At 40.6% G+C, this 19,523-nt stretch carries 17 protein-coding genes; 10 read left to right on the top strand and 7 right to left on the bottom strand.

Annotation, left to right across the window (positions count from 1 at the left end; genetic code table 11):
• Window positions 1-105 precede the first annotated feature (105 nt).
• From aceF to ampD, 5 genes are all read right to left on the bottom strand, one after another.
• Window positions 106-2,022 (bottom strand): pyruvate dehydrogenase complex dihydrolipoyllysine-residue acetyltransferase, encoded by a 1,917-nt coding sequence (aceF, locus tag MTF66_RS23110; RefSeq protein WP_248528920.1) that lies wholly within the window; start codon window positions 2,020-2,022, stop codon window positions 106-108.
• Window positions 2,023-2,032: 10 nt separating this feature from the next.
• Window positions 2,033-4,699, bottom strand: coding sequence for a pyruvate dehydrogenase (acetyl-transferring), homodimeric type (gene aceE, locus MTF66_RS23105; protein ID WP_138571132.1), 2,667 nt, complete (start codon window positions 4,697-4,699; stop codon window positions 2,033-2,035).
• 84 nt (window positions 4,700-4,783) lie between these two features.
• The gene (gene pdhR / locus MTF66_RS23100; protein WP_214553521.1) at window positions 4,784-5,533 is read right to left on the bottom strand and encodes a pyruvate dehydrogenase complex transcriptional repressor PdhR; all 750 of its coding nucleotides are present in this window, start codon (window positions 5,531-5,533) and stop codon (window positions 4,784-4,786) included.
• 517 nt (window positions 5,534-6,050) lie between these two features.
• Window positions 6,051-6,902 (bottom strand): beta-lactamase regulator AmpE, encoded by an 852-nt coding sequence (ampE, locus tag MTF66_RS23095; protein WP_138571131.1) that lies wholly within the window; start codon window positions 6,900-6,902, stop codon window positions 6,051-6,053.
• 21 nt (window positions 6,903-6,923) lie between these two features.
• Entirely contained in the window at window positions 6,924-7,469 is a 546-nt protein-coding gene (gene ampD / locus MTF66_RS23090; protein WP_138623052.1) for a 1,6-anhydro-N-acetylmuramyl-L-alanine amidase AmpD, read from the bottom strand.
• Window positions 7,470-7,743: 274 nt separating this feature from the next.
• On the opposite strand from ampD, the gene nadC reads away from it, so the two are divergent.
• The 7 genes from nadC (at window position 7,744) to yacG (ending at window position 14,779) form a co-directional block, all read left to right on the top strand.
• A complete protein-coding gene (gene nadC / locus MTF66_RS23085; RefSeq protein WP_138623050.1) occupies window positions 7,744-8,589 on the top strand; it encodes a carboxylating nicotinate-nucleotide diphosphorylase in 846 nt (281 codons plus the stop codon).
• Window positions 8,590-9,101: 512 nt separating this feature from the next.
• Window positions 9,102-9,569, top strand: a complete 468-nt coding sequence (locus MTF66_RS23080; RefSeq protein WP_138623048.1) for a pilin — start codon at window positions 9,102-9,104, stop codon at window positions 9,567-9,569.
• A gap of 82 nt (window positions 9,570-9,651) precedes the next feature.
• Window positions 9,652-10,881, top strand: coding sequence for a type II secretion system F family protein (locus MTF66_RS23075; RefSeq protein ID WP_138623046.1), 1,230 nt, complete (start codon window positions 9,652-9,654; stop codon window positions 10,879-10,881).
• A gap of 247 nt (window positions 10,882-11,128) precedes the next feature.
• Window positions 11,129-12,040: an A24 family peptidase gene (locus tag MTF66_RS23070; protein WP_248528918.1), complete on the top strand. Its 912-nt coding sequence runs from the start codon at window positions 11,129-11,131 to the stop codon at window positions 12,038-12,040.
• A 2-nt stretch (window positions 12,041-12,042) separates the two neighbouring features.
• A complete protein-coding gene (gene coaE, locus MTF66_RS23065) occupies window positions 12,043-12,672 on the top strand; it encodes a dephospho-CoA kinase (RefSeq protein WP_055012428.1) in 630 nt (209 codons plus the stop codon).
• Window positions 12,673-12,806: 134 nt separating this feature from the next.
• Window positions 12,807-14,483, top strand: a complete 1,677-nt coding sequence (gene pilB / locus MTF66_RS23060) for a type IV-A pilus assembly ATPase PilB (protein WP_248528917.1) — start codon at window positions 12,807-12,809, stop codon at window positions 14,481-14,483.
• A 65-nt stretch (window positions 14,484-14,548) separates the two neighbouring features.
• On the top strand, window positions 14,549-14,779 hold the full coding sequence (gene yacG, locus MTF66_RS23055; RefSeq protein ID WP_010391853.1) for a DNA gyrase inhibitor YacG: 231 nt from the start codon (window positions 14,549-14,551) through the stop codon (window positions 14,777-14,779).
• 59 nt (window positions 14,780-14,838) lie between these two features.
• On the opposite strand, the gene MTF66_RS23050 is transcribed toward yacG, so the two are convergent.
• Window positions 14,839-15,327: a Spy/CpxP family protein refolding chaperone gene (locus tag MTF66_RS23050; protein WP_248528915.1), complete on the bottom strand. Its 489-nt coding sequence runs from the start codon at window positions 15,325-15,327 to the stop codon at window positions 14,839-14,841.
• Window positions 15,328-15,493: 166 nt separating this feature from the next.
• On the opposite strand from MTF66_RS23050, the gene MTF66_RS23045 reads away from it, so the two are divergent.
• Genes MTF66_RS23045 through MTF66_RS23035 form a run of 3 tightly spaced genes read left to right on the top strand, consistent with a single transcriptional unit; the run spans window position 15,494 to window position 18,527 of the window.
• Complete coding sequence (locus MTF66_RS23045) at window positions 15,494-16,183, top strand: response regulator (protein WP_075169871.1); 690 nt, start codon at window positions 15,494-15,496, stop codon at window positions 16,181-16,183.
• Entirely contained in the window at window positions 16,161-17,576 is a 1,416-nt protein-coding gene (locus MTF66_RS23040; protein WP_041709613.1) for an ATP-binding protein, read from the top strand. Before MTF66_RS23045 ends, MTF66_RS23040 begins: the two co-directional genes overlap by 23 nt.
• Window positions 17,577-17,579: 3 nt before the next feature.
• Window positions 17,580-18,527 (top strand): alpha/beta fold hydrolase, encoded by a 948-nt coding sequence (locus MTF66_RS23035; protein WP_248528913.1) that lies wholly within the window; start codon window positions 17,580-17,582, stop codon window positions 18,525-18,527.
• On the opposite strand, the gene MTF66_RS23030 is transcribed toward MTF66_RS23035, so the two are convergent.
• Window positions 18,500-19,369 (bottom strand): cation diffusion facilitator family transporter, encoded by an 870-nt coding sequence (locus tag MTF66_RS23030; protein ID WP_282454166.1) that lies wholly within the window; start codon window positions 19,367-19,369, stop codon window positions 18,500-18,502. The genes MTF66_RS23035 and MTF66_RS23030 overlap by 28 nt on opposite strands.
• Window positions 19,370-19,523 lie beyond the last annotated feature (154 nt).

Below are 19,523 nucleotides of genomic sequence, written 5' to 3'. Positions count from 1 at the left end.
GCAAGGCAGAAAAGGGCATTTGTGCAAATATTGTATCATTGCAAATGATAAAAATCCCAGCTAAAAACAACTGGCTGGGATTTGATTTTACTCACTCTGTAGTGATCACATCACTAACTGGCGTATATCACTCATGTAACTTGCAAGAGTAACAGTAAAGCGTGCAGCAAGTGCACCGTCAATCACTCTATGGTCGTAAGACATTGAAAGTGGAACCATTAGCTTAGGCTCAAACTCTTTACCATTCCACTTAGGCTTCATTTCAGATTTTGACACACCTAAAATTGCCACCTCAGGCGCATTCACAATCGGCGTAAATGCCGTACCGCCAATGCCACCTAGGCTTGAAATAGTAAAACAACCACCTTGCATATCTGATGAACTTAACTTGCCATCACGCGCTTTAACAGATACTTCCATTAGTTCACGAGATAGTTCAATAATGCCTTTTTTATCAACATCTTTAAACACTGGTACAACTAAGCCATTTGGCGTATCAACCGCTACACCAATATTAATGTACTTTTTAAGGATTAAGCTTTCGCCATCCTCTGAAATCGATGAGTTAAATGTAGGGAACTCAGCAAGCGCTTTAGCAGCTGCTTTCATTACAAATACAAGTGGCGTAATTTTAACACCCAGCTTTTTCTTCTCGTTAAGGGCATTTTGCTCTTTACGGAACTGCTCAAGGCTCGTGATATCAGCTTCATCAAACTGAGTAACATGTGGAATTTGCACCCAGTTACGGTGTAAGTTTTTACCTGACAGCTTTTGAATACGAGAGAGTTTTTTCTCTTCTATTTCACCAAACTTAGCAAAATCAACTTTTGGCCATGGAATTAAACCAAGCTCACCGCCACCCGCATTGCCTTTAGCTGCTGATACTTGACCAGACTCAACTTGCTTAACCAGTTGCTTAACATAGTTTTGCACGTCTTCTTTAACAACACGGTTTTTACGGCCCGTGCCTTTAACGTTAGCAAGGTTAATACCAAACTCACGTGCTAAACGGCGAACCACTGGCGATGCATGTGCATAAGCGCTATTGTTTTCAAAGCTTTCAGAGCTTGCTTTAGCAGATGATGCTGCTGGTTTTGACTCAGCCTGAGCTGCCGGCTTAGATTCTGTTTTAGGCGCTGGTGCTGATTTTTCTGCAGGTGCTGCAGCTGGTGCACTACCCGCCACTTCAAATACAAAAATCAATGAGCCAGTTTTAACTTTATCGCCAGTCGCTACTTTAATCTCTTTAACAGTACCTGCAAACGGCGCCGGTACTTCCATAGCTGCTTTGTCGCCTTCAACGTTTAAGATAGATTGCTCTTCTTCTACGCTATCGCCAACCGCAACCATCACTTCTGTTACTTCAACTTCGTCATCACCAATATCAGGCACGCTAACTTCTTTAGTGCTTGATGCCGATGTTTGTTCAGCAGTCTTCTCTTGTGCTTTTGAATCAGCTGCAGGGGCACTTTGGTTATCACCACCTGACACTTCAAAAACAAATACTAATGAACCCGTTTTCACTTTGTCACCAGTATTTACTTTAATTTCTTTTACTGTACCGGCAAAGGGTGCTGGTACTTCCATTGCCGCTTTGTCGCCTTCAACGTTTAAGATAGATTGCTCTTCTTCTACGCTATCACCAACTGCAACCATAATTTCAGTTACTTCAACTTCGTCATCACCAATATCTGGCACAGTGACTTCTTTGGTTGATGAAGCCGATGACGCAGCAGGTGCTGCTTCCTCGGTTTTTTCAGCTTCTTTAGAGTCAGCAGCAGAATCTTGCGCTTCACCTTCAAAGGTGAACACTAAAGTGCCTGTGGTAACAGTGTCACCCACATTTACTTTAATTTCTTTTACCGTACCGGCTTGTTCAGCAGGTACTTCCATCGCAGCTTTATCACCTTCAACACTTAATAGTGATTGGTCAACTTCAACTTTATCGCCAACGCTCACTAGTATTTCGGTTACTTCTACTTCATCGCCACCGATATCAGGTACTTTAATTTCAATACTCATTGCAAACCTCTTATGCGTACAGTGGATTTAGTTTGTTAGTGTCGATGTTGAATTTTTTAATTGCTTCAACAACCACTGACTTTTCAACTTCACCACGTTTAGCAAGTTCAGATAATGTCGCAACTACCACGTAGCTTGCGTTAACTTCAAAGTGACGACGTAGGTTTTCACGGCTGTCTGAACGACCGTAACCATCTGTACCCAATACTTTGTAGTTATTGCTTGGAATAAATGAACGCGCTTGTTCTGCGTAGTTTTTCATGTAGTCCGTTGCAGCAACAGTTACTGAATCGTTTAATACACTAGTGATGTATGGCGTTTTTTGCTCGCTTTCTGGGTTAAGCATGTTGAAACGTTCAACATCTTGTCCATCACGGGTAAGTTCATTGAATGAAGTTACTGAGTAAACATCAGACGCAATACCAAACTCTTCGCTTAAAATTGCTGCAGCTTTACGCACTTCAGTCATGATAGTACCTGAGCTTAATAGCTGTACGTTGGCTTTTTTACCTTCGTAGCTTTCTAGCTTGTAGATACCTTTACGAATACCTTCTTCAGCGCCTTCTGGCATTGCTGGCTGATGGTAATTTTCGTTCATTAGCGTTAGATAGTAGTAAATGTTTTCTTGCTCTTCACCGTACATACGACGAATACCGTCTTGCACGATAACCGCTACTTCAAATGCATAAGTAGGATCGTAAGAAATACAGTTAGGTACCGTGTTTGCAAGAATGTGGCTGTGGCCATCTTCGTGCTGTAAGCCTTCACCATTTAGCGTTGTACGACCCGCTGTAGCACCTAATAAGAAACCACGTGCTTGTTGATCCCCTGCCATCCATGCCATGTCACCTACACGTTGGAAACCAAACATAGAGTAGTAAATGTAGAATGGGATCATCGGTAAGTCGTTGGTGCTGTATGATGTTGCAGCAGCAACCCATGACGACATTGCACCTAGCTCGTTAATCCCTTCTTGTAATACCTGCCCTGAGGTTGCTTCTTTGTAGTAAGAAACAATATCACGGTCTTGAGGGGTGTAATTTTGGCCATGTGGGTTGTAAATACCGATTTGACGGAATAAACCTTCCATACCAAAAGTACGTGCTTCATCGGCAATAATTGGCACAATATTTTTACCAATACCTTTATCTTTTAATAAGATATTAAGTGCACGTACAAAGCCCATAGTGGTTGAAATATCACGCTTTTGCTCTTCAAGTAACGGCTTGAACGCATCTACTTCTGGTAACTGTAACTTTTCAGAGAACTTGGCAATACGTGTTGGCGTGTAACCTTGTAGCGCATCACGACGTGCATGAAGGTACTTGTACTCTGGAGAATCTTTTTCAAGCTCTAAGTATGGTAGCTCTTTTAATTGCTCTTCAGATACTAAATCATCTAAGCCTAAACGAGAGCGTAAGTGAGCCACATGCGACATGTCCATTTTCTTAACTTGGTGCGCAATGTTTTTACCTTCAGCCGCTTCACCCATGCCGTAACCTTTTACTGTTTTAGCAAGGATCACTGTTGGGCGATCTTTCGTCTCTTCTGCTTTTTTAAAGGCGGCAAACAGCTTTGAAGGCTCATGACCACCGCGCTTAAGGGCGAAAATTTCTTCATCGGTCATATCAGCAACAAGCGCTGCTGTTTCTGGGTAGCGACCAAAGAAATGTTCACGTACGTACGCGCCATCTTTCGCTTTATATGTTTGGTAATCACCATCAACAGTTTCGTTCATTAACTGTAGTAATTTACCTGTGGTGTCTTTAGCAAGCAGAATATCCCAACCGCTGCCCCAAACAAGTTTAATAACATTCCAGCCAGCGCCTTTAAATAGGCCTTCTAGCTCTTGAATGATTTTACCGTTACCCATTACAGGGCCATCTAAGCGCTGTAGGTTACAGTTAATTAAGTAACATAGGTTATCAAGCTTTTCACGGGCAGCAAAAGAAATAGCACCACGTGATTCTGGCTCATCCATTTCACCATCACCTAAAAACGCATATACACGTTGGTTTTTAGTGTCTTTTAAGCCACGGCCATCTAAGTACTTTAAGAAACGCGCTTGGTAAATTGAAGAAATTGGACCTAAGCCCATAGATACCGTTGGGAACTGCCAAAACTCAGGCATTAATTTAGGATGAGGGTAAGAAGGTAGGCCTTTACCATCTACTTCCTGACGGAAATTATCAAGCTGTTCAGCACTTAAACGCCCTTCAACAAATGCACGCGCATAAATACCCGGAGAAATATGACCTTGGTAATAAACTAAATCGCCGCCATCAACATCATTTGGCGCTTTAAAGAAATGGTTAAAACACACTTCGTAAAATGCAGCAGACGATTGGTAAGACGCCATATGGCCGCCTAAGTCGAGATCTTTTTTCGATGCACGCAATACAATCATAATCGCGTTCCAGCGAATAATTGAACGAATACGGCGCTCAAGATTTACATCACCAGGGTAGGCAGGTTCTTGATCAACCGGAATCGTATTAACGTAGTTTGTGTTAATGCCTGTTGGCATATCAACACCGTCTAAACGGGCTTGTTCTAACACTTGCTCAAGTAAAAACTGAGCTCGTTCAACACCTTCTTCGCGCACAACCGATTCAAGAGCTTGTAACCACTCTTGTGTTTCTAGCGCGTCTACGTCAATTTTATTGACTTCAGACATATGGAGGTTTCCTTATGTTTAAAATACTAATTTTATGTATTGAATACTTCACTGTTAACTCAAGTTAACAGTGAATGTACTTGCTTAATTTTGTTTGGTGCGTCTTAAACTACGTTCAATTCGCGAATGCTCTTTACCCGCTTCAAGCAATGCTTCTTCAATATAGGCTAAATGCGCATTACTCGCTAAGCGAGCTTGTTCAGGATTACCGTCAATCACTGCATCCATTAATAAGCGTCTATGCTCAGCTAATTGGCTGCTTATATCTGACTTTTTAAGTAATACCGTTAAATTTTGTAAAACATTCTGCTCAAGTAAGCTTTGCATCCCTCTTACTAAATGCAGTAACACTACGTTATGAGACGCCTCTGCGATGCAAAAATGAAAGTCATTAATCGCTTTGGCTTTTTGCTTTAATTCATCTTTAGCTAATGCAATCTGATCAAAGCTCTGTTTTACTTTTGCAAAATCGTTGCTTGTGCCGCGAAGTGCTGCGTAATAAGCCGCAATTCCCTCTAGCGCATGACGAAATTCTAATAAATCAAATTGCGATTCGGGGTGTTTACTGATCAAATCAAACAACGGATCAGTCAGCCCCTCTTCCAATTGATTTTTTACATACGTTCCACCACCTTGACGACGGGTTACAAGCCCTTTTGCCTCAAGCTTTTGAATGGCTTCACGCAACGACGGACGCGACACTTCAAATTGCTTAGCGAGTTCACGCTCCGGTGGTAACTTTTCTCCTGATGCTAACGACCCCTCAAGAATCATGTTCTCAAGTTGTTGTAAAATAACATCAGATAATTTTGCCGCTTTAATTTTTAAAGACATCAATCAACGTCCGCGTTGTATAAGTGCTAGCAGCCCATTAAATAAGGCTTTTAACTGAATGACCTGACCAAAAGGTAAATTGGTCATACCAAATTTTGCCATACGTTATCAAAAACCGTAATTACTGTCAATTTACAGCAGTTTTAAAGCCCTAAGGCCAGCGTAACGTAATTTAAACAAAGTTCAAATAATACACAGATCACAGAGGGTAAAGAAAGGTTAATAAGATGAAAAACAAATGGTCAGACCAGCTGATTTTAATTTTCGGGGTTCGGGGTTCGGGGTTCGGGGTTCGGGGTTCGGGGTTCGGGGTTCGGGGTTCGGGGTTCGGGGTTCGGGGTTCGGCAGTAGGATAAAACGTAGCGCCTCATACAAACATACCTTTATTTTATTGTAATCGAGAGTTTACCTCCCGCATATTTAGGGTCTAGGTTAAAGATCAAAGGTTTTAAGCCCGTTCCCCGTTGCTCATTGCTCGTAGCCCGCCAACTAATACCTAGAACCTAACCCCTGCTCTTTAACTTAAACCACCAAATAAAGTCATTAAGGCAATTAATACTAAATAAAAAAGTACATTTCGCTTAACCAGTTTGATCATGCAGGTGGCCTCAAAGGTGCAACCATAGTAGCGCTCTTCAACTTGTTCAGCCGCTAGCCCCGTATAAGTAACCACCTTGCGATTAGGGCTTGAAAAGTCAAACACGTAATGCAGCCAACAACTAGTCCCTTTATTAAAGTTACCAATCACTAAATAACCAAAACTGGTAATACGCGCTGGGAGCCAATCTAGCCAAAACAATAAACGGTGGATTAACTTAAAATGCTTAGCAATTACTTCATCACGATTGTCACTCACTAAGTCGGCAAAAGTGCGCACTAGCGCATAAAAAACAGCACCGACAACACCCAATACCACAAACCAAAATATAACCGCACAATAAAATCGAAAGTTAACCCAAGCCAGCGTTTGCCCTAAGGTTTCACCTCCTTGTTGCTCCTCAGTGCGCTTTTGTCCCAATTGCAAAGCGTATAAGGTAGCTGCAGTTTGATCACCTCGAGTTAATGCATTGAGGTACGACTTATACAAAGCACGCTGTTTAGCACAACCAAAGCACACCAATAACACTGCCACATTAAAAACAAGCTGCCAAAGTACAAAGTCAGATAAAAAATACACACACCCAATAGCAATCACAGGCAGGAATAGCCAAATTAAAAACCCCGTAGCTGTGCCAAATAAACCTTTATTGGTCAATAAATTAACAGAGCGAGTTAAGTAGCCATTAGCGTAATAACTCATTTGCCAATGCGCAGAGCGAGCACCTAAACGCTCAAGTATCAGTGCTATTATTATTGAAACCAAAACCATGTTGCTACTCGCTTTACTTAGTTATTCAATTAGGTTAAAAAATTTACGCCAGTTAAAACTCGCCCCAGGGTCGGTTTTTCGCCCAGGGGCAATATCGCAGTGCCCTACTATATTACCGGCTGTTATTTTTGGGTAGCGCTGCATTATAACTTGCGCCAATGTGGCTAAACTTTGATATTGACCATCGGTATAATTAGTTGTATCTGTGCCCTCAAGCTCTATACCTATACTAAAATCATTACAATTTTGTTGCCCCGCAAAGCAGGAACGCCCCGCGTGCCATGCACGTTTTTCAAAAGGCACGTACTGTATAATCTCGCCGCAGCGCTTAATAAAACAATGCGCTGATACTCTAAGCCCTTCTAGGTCACTAAAGCTAGGGTGCGCATTACAATCAATACACCCCATAAATAAGTCATCAACGTAAGAAGTGTTAAATTGCCCAGCGGGTAATGAAATATTATGAATAACCAACAGCGAAATATCGCAGTGAGCAGGTCGCTCATCAAAGTGGCTACACGCCCGCTGGCTAATATTATTTATAACGCCTAAAGAATCTATTTTCATACTATTTATTTAAAACTTATGTAGCCCGCTGCCCATAGCCCGTTACCCGCATCCCGTTACCCGTAGCTCGCAGCGCTCAGGTTAATCAACCAAAATTGATGTATATCAAGATGCTAATAGATTTAATCCCATAAAGATAGCGTAATACTAAACGATAAAATATGATTAACGCGTTATTTAAGCGCTGGCTTTTTAGTTTAGTTGTTAGCTGCTTCTAATTAGTAATTAAACAGAGTAAAATTTAGTTAATTTATTATCTACTATGAGCTTTTTCATGTCTATTTCGCATACCCTAATTAGCCAACTTGTTACCTTAGCACTGGATGAAGACCTAAATAACCAAAGCGCAGAACAAGGCGATATTACCGCACAGCTTATTCCTCAAGCAGAGCAAGCTAATGCGAAAGTGATCACTCGTGAAGACTGCATTTTTTGTGGTAAAGATCTAATCATAGAAGTGTTCAAACAAGTCGACCCAAGTGTGGTTGTAAACATATGCGTTAACGATGGCGACTTTGTTAGTGCCAATAGCACCCTATTTACCGCATCCGGTTCTGCTCGCGCTATTTTAACGGCCGAGCGCACCGCACTTAATTTTGTACAAACGCTTTCTGGCACAGCTACCACCACAGCGCATTATGTAAAAGAGCTAAGTGGTACTAGCACGCAACTACTCGATACTCGTAAAACCATTCCAGGGTTAAGAGCATTGCAAAAATATGCAGTTAAGTGTGGTGGCGGTGCAAACCACCGAATTGGATTGTTTGATGCGTTTTTAATTAAAGAAAACCACATAGCTGCTTGTGGAGGAATTAATAACGCAGTAGCTCAAGCTAAGCTAAATCATGCCGATAAACCTATAGAGGTTGAGGTTGAATCGTTTGATGAGCTAGAGCAAGCCATTAACGCTGGCGCCGACATTATAATGTTAGATAATTTTAACCCAGAGCAAATACGACAAGCAGTTAACATTACAAATAAGCGCGCTAAATTAGAAGTATCAGGCAATATGACTCTAGAAACACTAAAAGCCTACTCGCAAGCTGGGGTCGACTTTATCTCAAGTGGTGCGCTTACAAAAAATTTACAATCAATCGATTTATCGATGCGATTTGAATAAATAATGTAAAATTTATTTATATATTCTTGCGCTAATTGATTGACAGCTTTTAAAAAAGGGCATTAAATAATTCAAAAGGATTATTTGTAACAAGTTATTAAATTAATGCGTTTTTTATAAAGTTTTTACATACAAAAGCGCAATAAACAGTGTTAGACTCATCCATATTGACTAGTTTTAAATTTTTAATTAGTTAAAAAGAGTGAAAAAGCCTTTATAAGGGACAGAGTAAAAATAAGCGACAGGGTTTATTTTTATAATTAACTTGTAACTTACACGGGTTATAACTAACTTTTAATAGTTAGGCTTATACTCAAATAAGGGTCAAGTTAGTACGTAATCGCCATATAGCGTGCTGTATTTGCGGCAAATATTTTACCACTCAAGCGCAGCACTAAATTTGGCAAAATGATTTTATTTTTGTAGTAACAGGTTAAGTAAACACATAAGTTATAGTTTTAAAACTTATACCCGTTTGGCTTACCACAACATTATCCTTTAGGAGAGGAAACATGCAAACAATGACACAACAAAACCAAAAGGGTTTCACCCTAATTGAATTAATGATTGTAGTAGCAATCATCGGTATTTTAGCAGCAGTAGCACTGCCTGCTTATCAGGATTATACAACGCGAGCGAAAATGAGTGAGGTTATTACTTTTGCGGGTTCAGCAAAGACCGCGGTTAGTGAGTGCGCAATCACTACTGGAGATATCAGTACCTGTAGCTCTAACGCTGCGGTTGGCTTAGATTCAACAGCTACTAATATAAAATCTACCTACGTGGAGTCTGTTACAGTTGGTGCAAACGGTTTAGTTACTGCAGCGATTCAAGGTACTGGTGTAACAGACTTGGATGCTGGATCGATAGCATTCACACCAGTTCAGACAGATGGTAGTGTATCATGGACATGTTCTGTAAGTAGTGCGGCTCTGAACAAATACGTTCCGCAAAACTGTAGAGCTGCAGTAACTCCATAATTCATTAAAAATAAGCTTTTACATTTAAAATTAATGAGGTAGCTTTTTGCTACCTTTTTAATGTGCTCAAGGGCGTGAGTTAATGGTAAAAAAACAAGAAGATAAAAGTTTCGACATCTTCCAATGGACAGGTGTAAGCGCTCGAGGAAAAAAACTCGAAGGTGAGCTGACAGGCTCCAGCATTGCCTTAGTTAAGGCACAGCTTCGTAAGCAAGGCATTACTCCCTCAAAAGTCAAACGAAGAGCCAAGCCTTTGTTTGGTATTCAAAGAATACAAAAAATCACCCCAAAGGATATTGCTTTAGTGACAAGGCAGATAGCCACTATGCTGATGGCAGGTGTGCCGCTGATACAATCAATTGAGATGATAGGCTCTGGCTCCACTAATAAAAGCGTGAGCAAACTCATGGAAACCATTGGTGATGAGGTTAAAGCGGGGCAACCATTATCAATGGCACTTAGAAAGCATCCTCGTTATTTTGATGATTTATATTGCGATTTAGTGGCCTCAGGTGAGCAGTCAGGCTCTTTGGATAAAATATTTGACCGCGTCGCCCTTTATAAAGAAAAATCAGAAGCGCTGAAATCAAAAATTAAAAAAGCCATGTTTTATCCAGCGGCAGTTTTAGTTGTCGCATTCATTGTTACCTCTATCTTGCTGATATTTGTAGTACCGCAATTTCAAGATATTTTTGCTGGCTTTGGTGCCGAACTGCCCGCTTTTACGTTATTCGTCATCGCCATTTCTGAATTTATGCAAGCCAACTGGTGGATAGCCCTAATTGGCGTTGTGGCATTTGGTTATATATTTAAAGAAGCACATTTAAGAAGTTTAAAACTGCGTGATGCCACTGACCGCGCCATACTTAAACTCCCTGTTGTTGGTATGATTTTAAATAAAGCAGCCGTAGCGCGTTATGCACGTACTTTATCGACCACCTTTGCTGCTGGTGTACCATTGGTGGATGCTTTGGATTCTGCAGCCGGTGCCTCAGGAAACGCGGTTTACCGTTATGCTATTTTAGAAATAAAAGCCGAGGTAAGCTCAGGTAATCAAATGAATTGGGCAATGCGTAATTCAAAAATATTCCCCGATATGGTAGTGCAAATGGTCGCCATTGGTGAAGAATCAGGATCGCTTGATGGCATGCTCGCTAAAGTCGCCACTATTTACGAGCAAGAAGTAGATGACGCGGTAGATGGCCTATCTAGCTTACTGGAGCCATTAATCATGGCGGTACTCGGTGTATTAGTTGGCGGCTTAATTGTGGCCATGTACTTACCTATTTTCCAACTAGGTTCAGTTATTTAAACAGGTTTTAGGGTCGAGGTGCGAGGCCCGCAGCTCGTTACCCGTAACCTTAACTACCTCTAAAAGCGAAGCGTCTCTTAACCTCTTTGTGAATAATGACCTTGCGCGGCATAAAGCCCCGCCTACAGAACAATTAAAACGCGAGGGTACCCGCATCTCGTTGCCCGAACCTTTAACCTAATCCTAATTTTGCACTTATATAAAACCACTGTATTATCAACACAGAATTTAGTTTTAGGTAAAATAAATGCAAAGTCTTTTTATTGATATCAGCCACGCGATGCAAGCTAACTTATGGTTTTATTTGACCACAGTTGCCCTAGTGAGTTTATGTATTGGTAGTTTTTTAAATGTGGTGATATACCGCTTGCCACTGATGATGCAAAAAGAATGGCAAACTGAATGCCGCTTATTATTAGCCGATGAACTAACCAGCCCAAAGGCTGAACAGACCACTTCACAGACTACTGGCACGTTTAATTTAGTTAAGCCCAACTCATGTTGTCCCAAGTGCAAAGCAGCCATTAAGCCATGGCAAAACATCCCTATATTTAGTTGGTTATTTTTAAAAGGTAAATGTGCAACCTGTGATAACCCAATCTCAGTGCGTTACCCAATCGTTGAAGCCATTACCGCTATTTTAAGCCTAGTTGTTGCTTACACTTTTGGCGCAACTGAGCAGGCCTTATTGTACATTGTAGTGACTTGGGCATTGGTAGCACTGACTTTTATTGATATTGATCACATGCTACTGCCAGATCAGCTTACTTTGCCGCTTTTATGGCTGGCGTTAATCGCCTCAGTTGTGGGTTATACCATAGCCCCTAGCGATGCCATTATTGGTGCAGCATGTGGTTACTTAAGCTTATGGAGCGTGTTTTGGCTGTTTAAGCTAATTACTGGCAAAGAAGGTATGGGTTATGGCGACTTTAAATTACTGGCTGTATTTGGCGCACTGCTGGGTTGGCAATCGTTATTGACCATTATTTTACTTTCAAGCGTAGTTGGCGCTGTTATTGGCATTGCCCTACTGAGTATTCAAGGTAAAGACAAAGCAACCCCTATTCCTTTTGGCCCTTATTTAGCAATAGCCGGTTGGATAACTATGCTGTGGGGGACACAACTACAAAACAGCTATTTTAATTTTATTGGTTACTAATTATGAGTAATACACAAAACCATAAAAATAACTGGGTGCTGGGCCTAACCGGCGGGATTGGCTGTGGTAAAACCGCAGTTAGCGATATGTTGGCAGAACTAGGCATTACTATTGTTGATGCTGATATTATAGCTCGCCAAGTAGTTGAACCTGGCACTGATGGTCTAAAAGCTATTGTTGAGCATTTTGGCACTGACATACTCGATGAACATGGCTCATTAAACCGTAGCGAACTACGATCGCGGATTTTTAGTAATCCTGAACAAAAAACATGGCTCAATGGGCTGTTGCACCCTTTAATTCGTACTAAACTGCTCACTGACTTAAAAAACGCGAAAAGCGACTATGTGGTTTTAGTTGCCCCGTTATTATTTGAAAATGGGCTTGATCGCTACTGTAATCGCACCTTGCTGATTGATGTACCAGTAGAAATACAAATTACCCGCACCACAAAACGTGACAATATAAGCTCTGAACAAGCAAAACAAATAATTGACGCACAAATGTCTCGTGAGCATAAACAACAAAAAGCGGATGATATTTTAAATAATAACCGCGATTTAAACGATGTAAAACAAGACTTACTTAAGCTACATAATTATTATTTACAGCAAGCAAAGTCTACAATATAGAGTGACTGACCCAATCACAGCGCAATAAACTGATATTTTTATCGGTAAATTATCTGCTGCATTGGTACGATTAATGTATTCCTTTCTTTTTTCTGATAAATTGCTGAGTAAAGAAGGATTAAATCAGGTGCGCAATGAATATTAACTCACCGTTACTAAGAAAATTTATTACCCTCGGCCGGGTTGATACCGATACCGTAAAAGCCAGGCAGCAAGACTTTGCGTCAACCGCAGAACTTATTTCTAAATGCGGAAAAATAGATAGCAACGATTTAGCTGAGCAATGTATTGATTTGTTTAGAGTGCCTTTTTTTGATTTAAAAGATTTTAATGTTGCACAAATTCCTGCCGAGCTAGTTAAAGAAAAGCTGATCCGCAAGCATCATATTTTACCTTTGGTACAAAAAGGCAGAAAAGTATATATTGCCGCCTCAGATCCTACCGATTACGGCGCTTTTGAAAACTTTGAATTTAGCACCGGTTTATCGTGTGAAGTGGTGGTGGTTGACTACCTACAGCTTGACCATAAAATTGAGCAACTATTGGATGCTGCAGGTAGCCTTAATTTAAGTGAGGATGAATTTAAAGAGTTTGCTGAACTAGATCCTGAGCCACAAAAAGATCATACGCCTAAAGACGATGACAAAGACGACGCCCCTATTATTGTCTACATTAATAAAATTTTAATGGACGCAATAAAAAAAGGCGCTTCGGATCTTCACTTTGAACCTTATGAACATAAATATCGTATTCGCTTTCGCATCGACGGAATTTTGCATGAGGTAGCCAGCCCGCCAAATACCTTAGCCAGTAAGCTATCTGCTCGTATAAAAGTTATGTCACGCCTTGATATCGCTGAAAAACGTAAGCCACAAGATGGCCGCATAAAACTCAAAGTGACAGAACGTAAAAGTATTGATTTTCGTGTTAGTACCATGCCTACCTTATGGGGCGAAAAAATTGTAATGCGTATCCTCGATTCATCAAGTGCCATGTTAGGTATTGATGTTTTAGGCTATGAACCCGAACAGAAAGAGCTCTACCTCGATGCACTAAATCAACCTCAGGGGATGATTTTAGTTACTGGCCCAACTGGCTCGGGTAAAACCGTATCCCTGTATACGGGCTTAAATATACTAAATCAGCCCGAGCGAAATATTAGTACCGCCGAAGATCCGGTAGAAATTAACCTCGAAGGGATTAACCAAGTACAAATAAACACTAAAGCCGACATGACATTTGCTAACGCTTTGCGCGCATTTTTACGCCAAGATCCCGATGTAGTAATGGTCGGTGAAATACGTGATTTAGAAACCGCTGAAATATCTATTAAGGCGGCGCAAACCGGTCATTTAGTGTTATCTACATTACATACTAACTCAGCACCAGAAACGATTACTCGTTTGTTAAATATGGGCGTACCCGCGTATAATGTGGCCAGTTCAATCAGCTTGATAATCGCCCAGCGTTTAGCCCGAAGGTTATGCTCTAAATGTAAAACGCCAGAGCAATTACCGCGTGAAGAACTTATGCGCCAAGGCTTTAGTGAACAGCAAATACAGGATATGGTTTTATATGCCCCCAAAGGCTGTGAAAACTGTACAGATGGCTTCAAAGGCCGTGTTGGTATTTACGAAGTTATGAAAGTTACTCCAGAAATTGCACAAATTATTATGCGTGGGGGTAACTCACTAGAAATTGCCGAAGTATCACTTAAAGCAGGGTTTAATAACATACGCTTATCAGGTCTTCGAAAAGCAGCAGAGGGCGTTACCTCTCTGGCTGAGATAAACCGTGTTACTAGTTTTTAAATAAAGTGCTTAGTTGCTTAACGATAAATTGAGCGGCTAAGCCTATATCAATTTGAGAGTAAATTATGCCAACTATGGTTAACTGCCCAACCTGCAAAATAAAAGTAGAATGGTCAGCACAAAGTCCGCACCGCCCTTTTTGTTCAAAGCGTTGCCAACTTATTGACTTAGGTGAGTGGTCGTTTGAAAATAATAAAATTTCAGCACCCATCACCTCTGCAGATGAATTCAATCAAGACATGATTGAAGACATTGAAGCAATGATGGCAAAAAATGAAGATGACTTTTTTAAATAATCACTCGTGTAATATAAAAAAGCCAGCATTTAGCTGGCTTTTTGCTTTGCGTTAAAACGTTATGCTCTATGTTCACGGTGTTTTTTATTCATTCGCTGCTGTATTTTAGCTAACTTTTCTTTTTGCTCAGCGTTAAGCAATTGCATTACTTGATGCTGGGTTTTTAATTTAATTAACCCCAATTGCTGTTTCTTATCTTGGCGTGCGGTTAATAACTCTTTAGCTGCATTTTCGTCAAAATTTGGCGCTGACAATAATGCATCCATTTGTGCTTTATAGGCTTGACGCTGTGCCTTGCGCACGTCTTTGTCTTGGCTTCTTAGCGCTTTAATTTGCGTTTTTTGCGCTGTAAAAATCGCTTTTAGTTGTGTTTGTTGATCTTGCGTAAGTGCCAGCTTATCTGCTGCTCGCTCAGAGAGTAAAAAGCGCGCTTGAGAGTGTTCTTGTTTATAGCCATCGCCTTTTGCGAATGCGCTGCCCGCACTGAGCGTTGCAGCTGTTAAGCCACATATAAGTACTAATTTTGATAGCGTGTTTACTTTAGTCATAATCATCACCTTTATATTGGGTTGGTTGTTGGCTGCTAACCAGTGTGTTCACTATAACTGGCTCAATGCAAAGTAACGCAAAGCAGTGTAAAGGTTATGTAAAGACTAACTATTGATACATTAAACGCGTAAAATAAAACCATAAACAGCGCGTAAGGCTTTATATATGAAACTATTAATGATTGATGATGATACCGGTTTATGCGAATTATTAAGCGAATACCTAAGTGCACAGGGCTTTAGCGTTCAAACCTCACATGATGGTCAACAAGGCTTAGAGCTTGCCTTGCAAAACGATTACGCGCTTATATTACTAGACGTTATGCTGCCCTCTATAGATGGCTTTGAAGTGCTGAAGCAACTCAGGCAAAGTAAATTAACACCAGTGATTATGTTGACCGCTAAAGGAGAAGACTTTGACCGTATTTTTGGTTTAGAGCTCGGCGCTGACGACTACATACCAAAGCCGTTTAATCACAGAGAACTCCTTGCCCGCGTAAAAGCAATTACTCGCCGCATTGAACATATAAATAGTGTAAGCAATAACACTAATAAAAAGCTCTCTTTAAATGGTATTACTATTAATTTTGCTGCGCGAGAGGCCAGTATTAATAACAGCCCCCTCACACTAACGGGCACCGAATACGAAATACTCGCTTTATTGATAAAACACGCGCCTGATGTAATTAGCAAAGAGCAAATAAGCGAAGATGTATTAGGCAGACGCTTAGCATCTTTCGACCGTTCTATAGATATGCATGTGAGTAATATTCGTAAAAAAATAGCCGAGCATATTGAGGGCGATAAAATTAAAACAATGAGGGGAACGGGTTATGTCTTCATCCAAGGAGAATAAACCTCTGCGTTTTAGTTGGCTTCGCCACCCACGGTATTATTTATTTTTTAAGGTCTTTACGTGGTTTTGGCTGACGATTATAGGCACTTTTACAGCGCTCTTTTTCTTAAGTAATATTTCACTAATAAACGCTATTAGCCATGATCCACTACAAGGGCCGATGCAAAAAAACCTAGAATATTTGGCACGAGGTATTGAGCGTAGCGCACATAAACACAAGCGCTCTATTAATGATATTATTACTCATCCGCGTTTAACTAAACGTAAGTTACTTTATTTAAATTCGCAAAATAGCGATGAAGTGTTGATCAGTAAAAATGTTGAGAACAATATTGATTTAAGCTTACTTAACTTTAGTAAGGGCATGTCGCCACAGGTTATTTTTACTGAATATTACCAAGCTTTTGGCCCTGTACGCATTCGGGTTCCTGAAGGGGAATTTGAGTTATATGAAATCGATATCAATCAGCAGCGACCACTCTTTATTCGCTTAAGATTATTACCCGTTTGGTTAAAAATTTCCATTGCAATTATCGCCTCACTTACATTAAGTTTCTTATTTAGTCGTAACTTAATTGCCCCTATAAATAGCTTAAAACAAGCAGCAATCAAGCTTTCAAACGGCGATTTAAGTGCGCGTGCGGCGATAAATAGTCAGCGAAAAGATGAACTTGGAGTTTTAGGACGCGACTTTAACCGTATGGCTGATCAACTTGAGCAGTTACTCAGCGCTCAAAAGCGTTTATTAGCCGATATATCCCATGAATTACGCTCTCCGCTAACTCGTTTAAAAATGGCTACGGGGTTGGCACAAATGCAGGCAAGTGAAGCAAGCCAATCGTATTTATTGCGTATTGAAAAAGAAGCTAATCAACTAGATAAAATGATAGCCGATGTATTGCAGGTATCGCGCTTAGAAGCTAATAGCCAACCTTTATCGCTGCAAACACAGTCGCTGCAAGTGATTGTTGACCATGTGATTAACGATGCTCAGTTTGAAGCAAAACAGCACAATAAAGCCCTAGTTGTACACGGTAATGTTGAAGTAAATATAGAGTGCGACGAAATGTTGATTGCCAGTGCCTTAGAGAACATTCTGCGCAACGCCATTAAATATGCACAACATACTATTAGTATTAGCTTAAAACACAGTGATACCATATACATACAAATATGTGATGATGGTCCAGGCGTCCCTAAAGCGCAACTTGATAAATTGTGTGAACCGTTTTTTAGGCAATCAGATGCACGCGACCGCATCAGCGGGGGTACGGGGTTAGGGTTAGCCATTGCAAAAAATGCGGTAATAGCGCATGGCGGAAATTTAGTCTTATCGAATAAAGAACAAGGTGGCTTGTGTGCTAATATAACCTTGCCGTTAATCAAAGAGTAAAGCATGTTTTATAGTTCAGAAGCCCAGCTTGAGAGTAATCAAGAGGCCATTAGTGTTTTTTATACTTCACATTTAACTAAAAGCTACTTAGATACACCTGCAGGAAAGTTATTTTACGCATACGCAATCCCTAACAATGCTACCACTGCAGTAGTGATAAGTACGGGGCGTGTTGAGGGCCTAGAAAAGTATAAAGAACTGATATGGGAGCTATACTGTAATAATTTTGCTGTGTTTATTATGGATCACCAAGGTCAGGGGCGCTCTTACAGACATCTTAAAAATAAGCATAAAGGCTTTGTAAAACATTATAATAACTACAGCAATGACCTTAATAACTTTGATCAGCAAATAGTTTCAAAGCATTGGCAAGGTAAAAAAGTCATGCTGGCTCATTCAATGGGTAGCGCGATAGCAGTTGATTATTTAGCTAATTTTGAAAACAGCTATAAAGGTGTGTTTTTGTCTGCGCCTATGTTTGATATTTTTACAAAAGACGTACCAAAAATACCAACGCAATTTATTGTTAACTTAGCCACTTGGCTTGGTTTACACTCTTGCTATGCATTTGGACAAGGCAACTACAACCCAATCCCATTTACAGAAAACGTACTTACTAGCAGCGAGGAGCGTTACACCTACTTTAGGCAAGCCTATCAATTAGAACCTAACATACAATTAGGTGGCGTTACGTTTGGCTGGCTCGCAGCTACGATATCATTCTTAAAGTCGATTGATAATCTAAACGTACCAATTCCATTGTTTATAGCAAGTGCAGCTAGCGATACAGTGGTTAATAACAAAGCGCAGTATAGTTTTGCAAAAAGGCATGCTCATGCAACAATCGAGAGTTTTGAAGATGCAAAACACGAGCTACTTTTTGAACGTGACGAAATTCGAAAGCCGCTATTAGCTAATTTTTATCAGTTTTGTGAGTCTATTACTTCTTGAGCAGTTTTAGAATTCACTAAAACAGAAAGCGGATCGAGGTGGATGAGTATATCTACCTCAGATTCAAAACGAGCACTTATCATGGCTTCTACTTCATCTGCTACTTTATGGGCACGAATAAGTGGTAAATTGTCATCAAGCTCTAAATGCAGCTGAATAAACTTAACTTTACCGCCTTGTCGAGTGCGAATACCGTGCACCCCATAAACGTCATTATGTTTACGCGCTATTTCAAAAATGCTTTGCTTTTCTTCATCGGGCAGCTCTTTATCCATTAAGTGTGAGGCACTCTCTGTTGCTATATCCCAGCTGTTATAAAGTAAATACCCTGCCACACCTATCGCAAACAAAGGGTCAGCATACAGTACCCCATAATAGGCCAGCAAAATAGCAAGTAGCACCGCAGCGTTTAAAATTAAATCGCCTTTGTAGTGCACAGAATCGGCTTTTATAGCGATTGACTCTGTATGCTTCACGACTTTATTTTGCACAAATACAATCACTAATGTACACACTATGGCAAAAATACTGACCCAAACACCTAATAATGAATGTGTCAGCTCTACGGGGTTAATGAGTCGCTCAATACCGTGAAACGCCAATAAACAACCCGAGCCTGCAATAAAAGCTGCTTGTCCCAGCCCTGCAAGCGCCTCCGCTTTACCGTGACCAAATCGGTGGTCATCGTCAGCAGGACGCAGTGCATACGATAAAACCAAAAAGCTCATTAGTGTCGCTGTGATATCCATTAATGAGTCGGTTAATGAGCCAAGCATTGACGCCGAACCCGACGCCAGCCACGCCCATGCTTTGGTCGCAATCATTAGGCTAACCATGACCATGGTCACGATGCTAGAGGCCTTGACCCAAAATTCATAACTGCGATTATGCACGTATCTTTCCGTTTTATGCTGTATTTAATGTTTTCAGTATATCATTTTTTATTCATTGTTCGTGTATACTGAGCCCGTCAAATTAAAGATTTTATAGGGCTTA

Source organism: Pseudoalteromonas sp. 2CM39R, from assembly GCF_023161845.1.
Note: the sequence above shows the minus strand (reverse complement) of the source record. Positions and strands in the feature narration are given on the sequence as shown.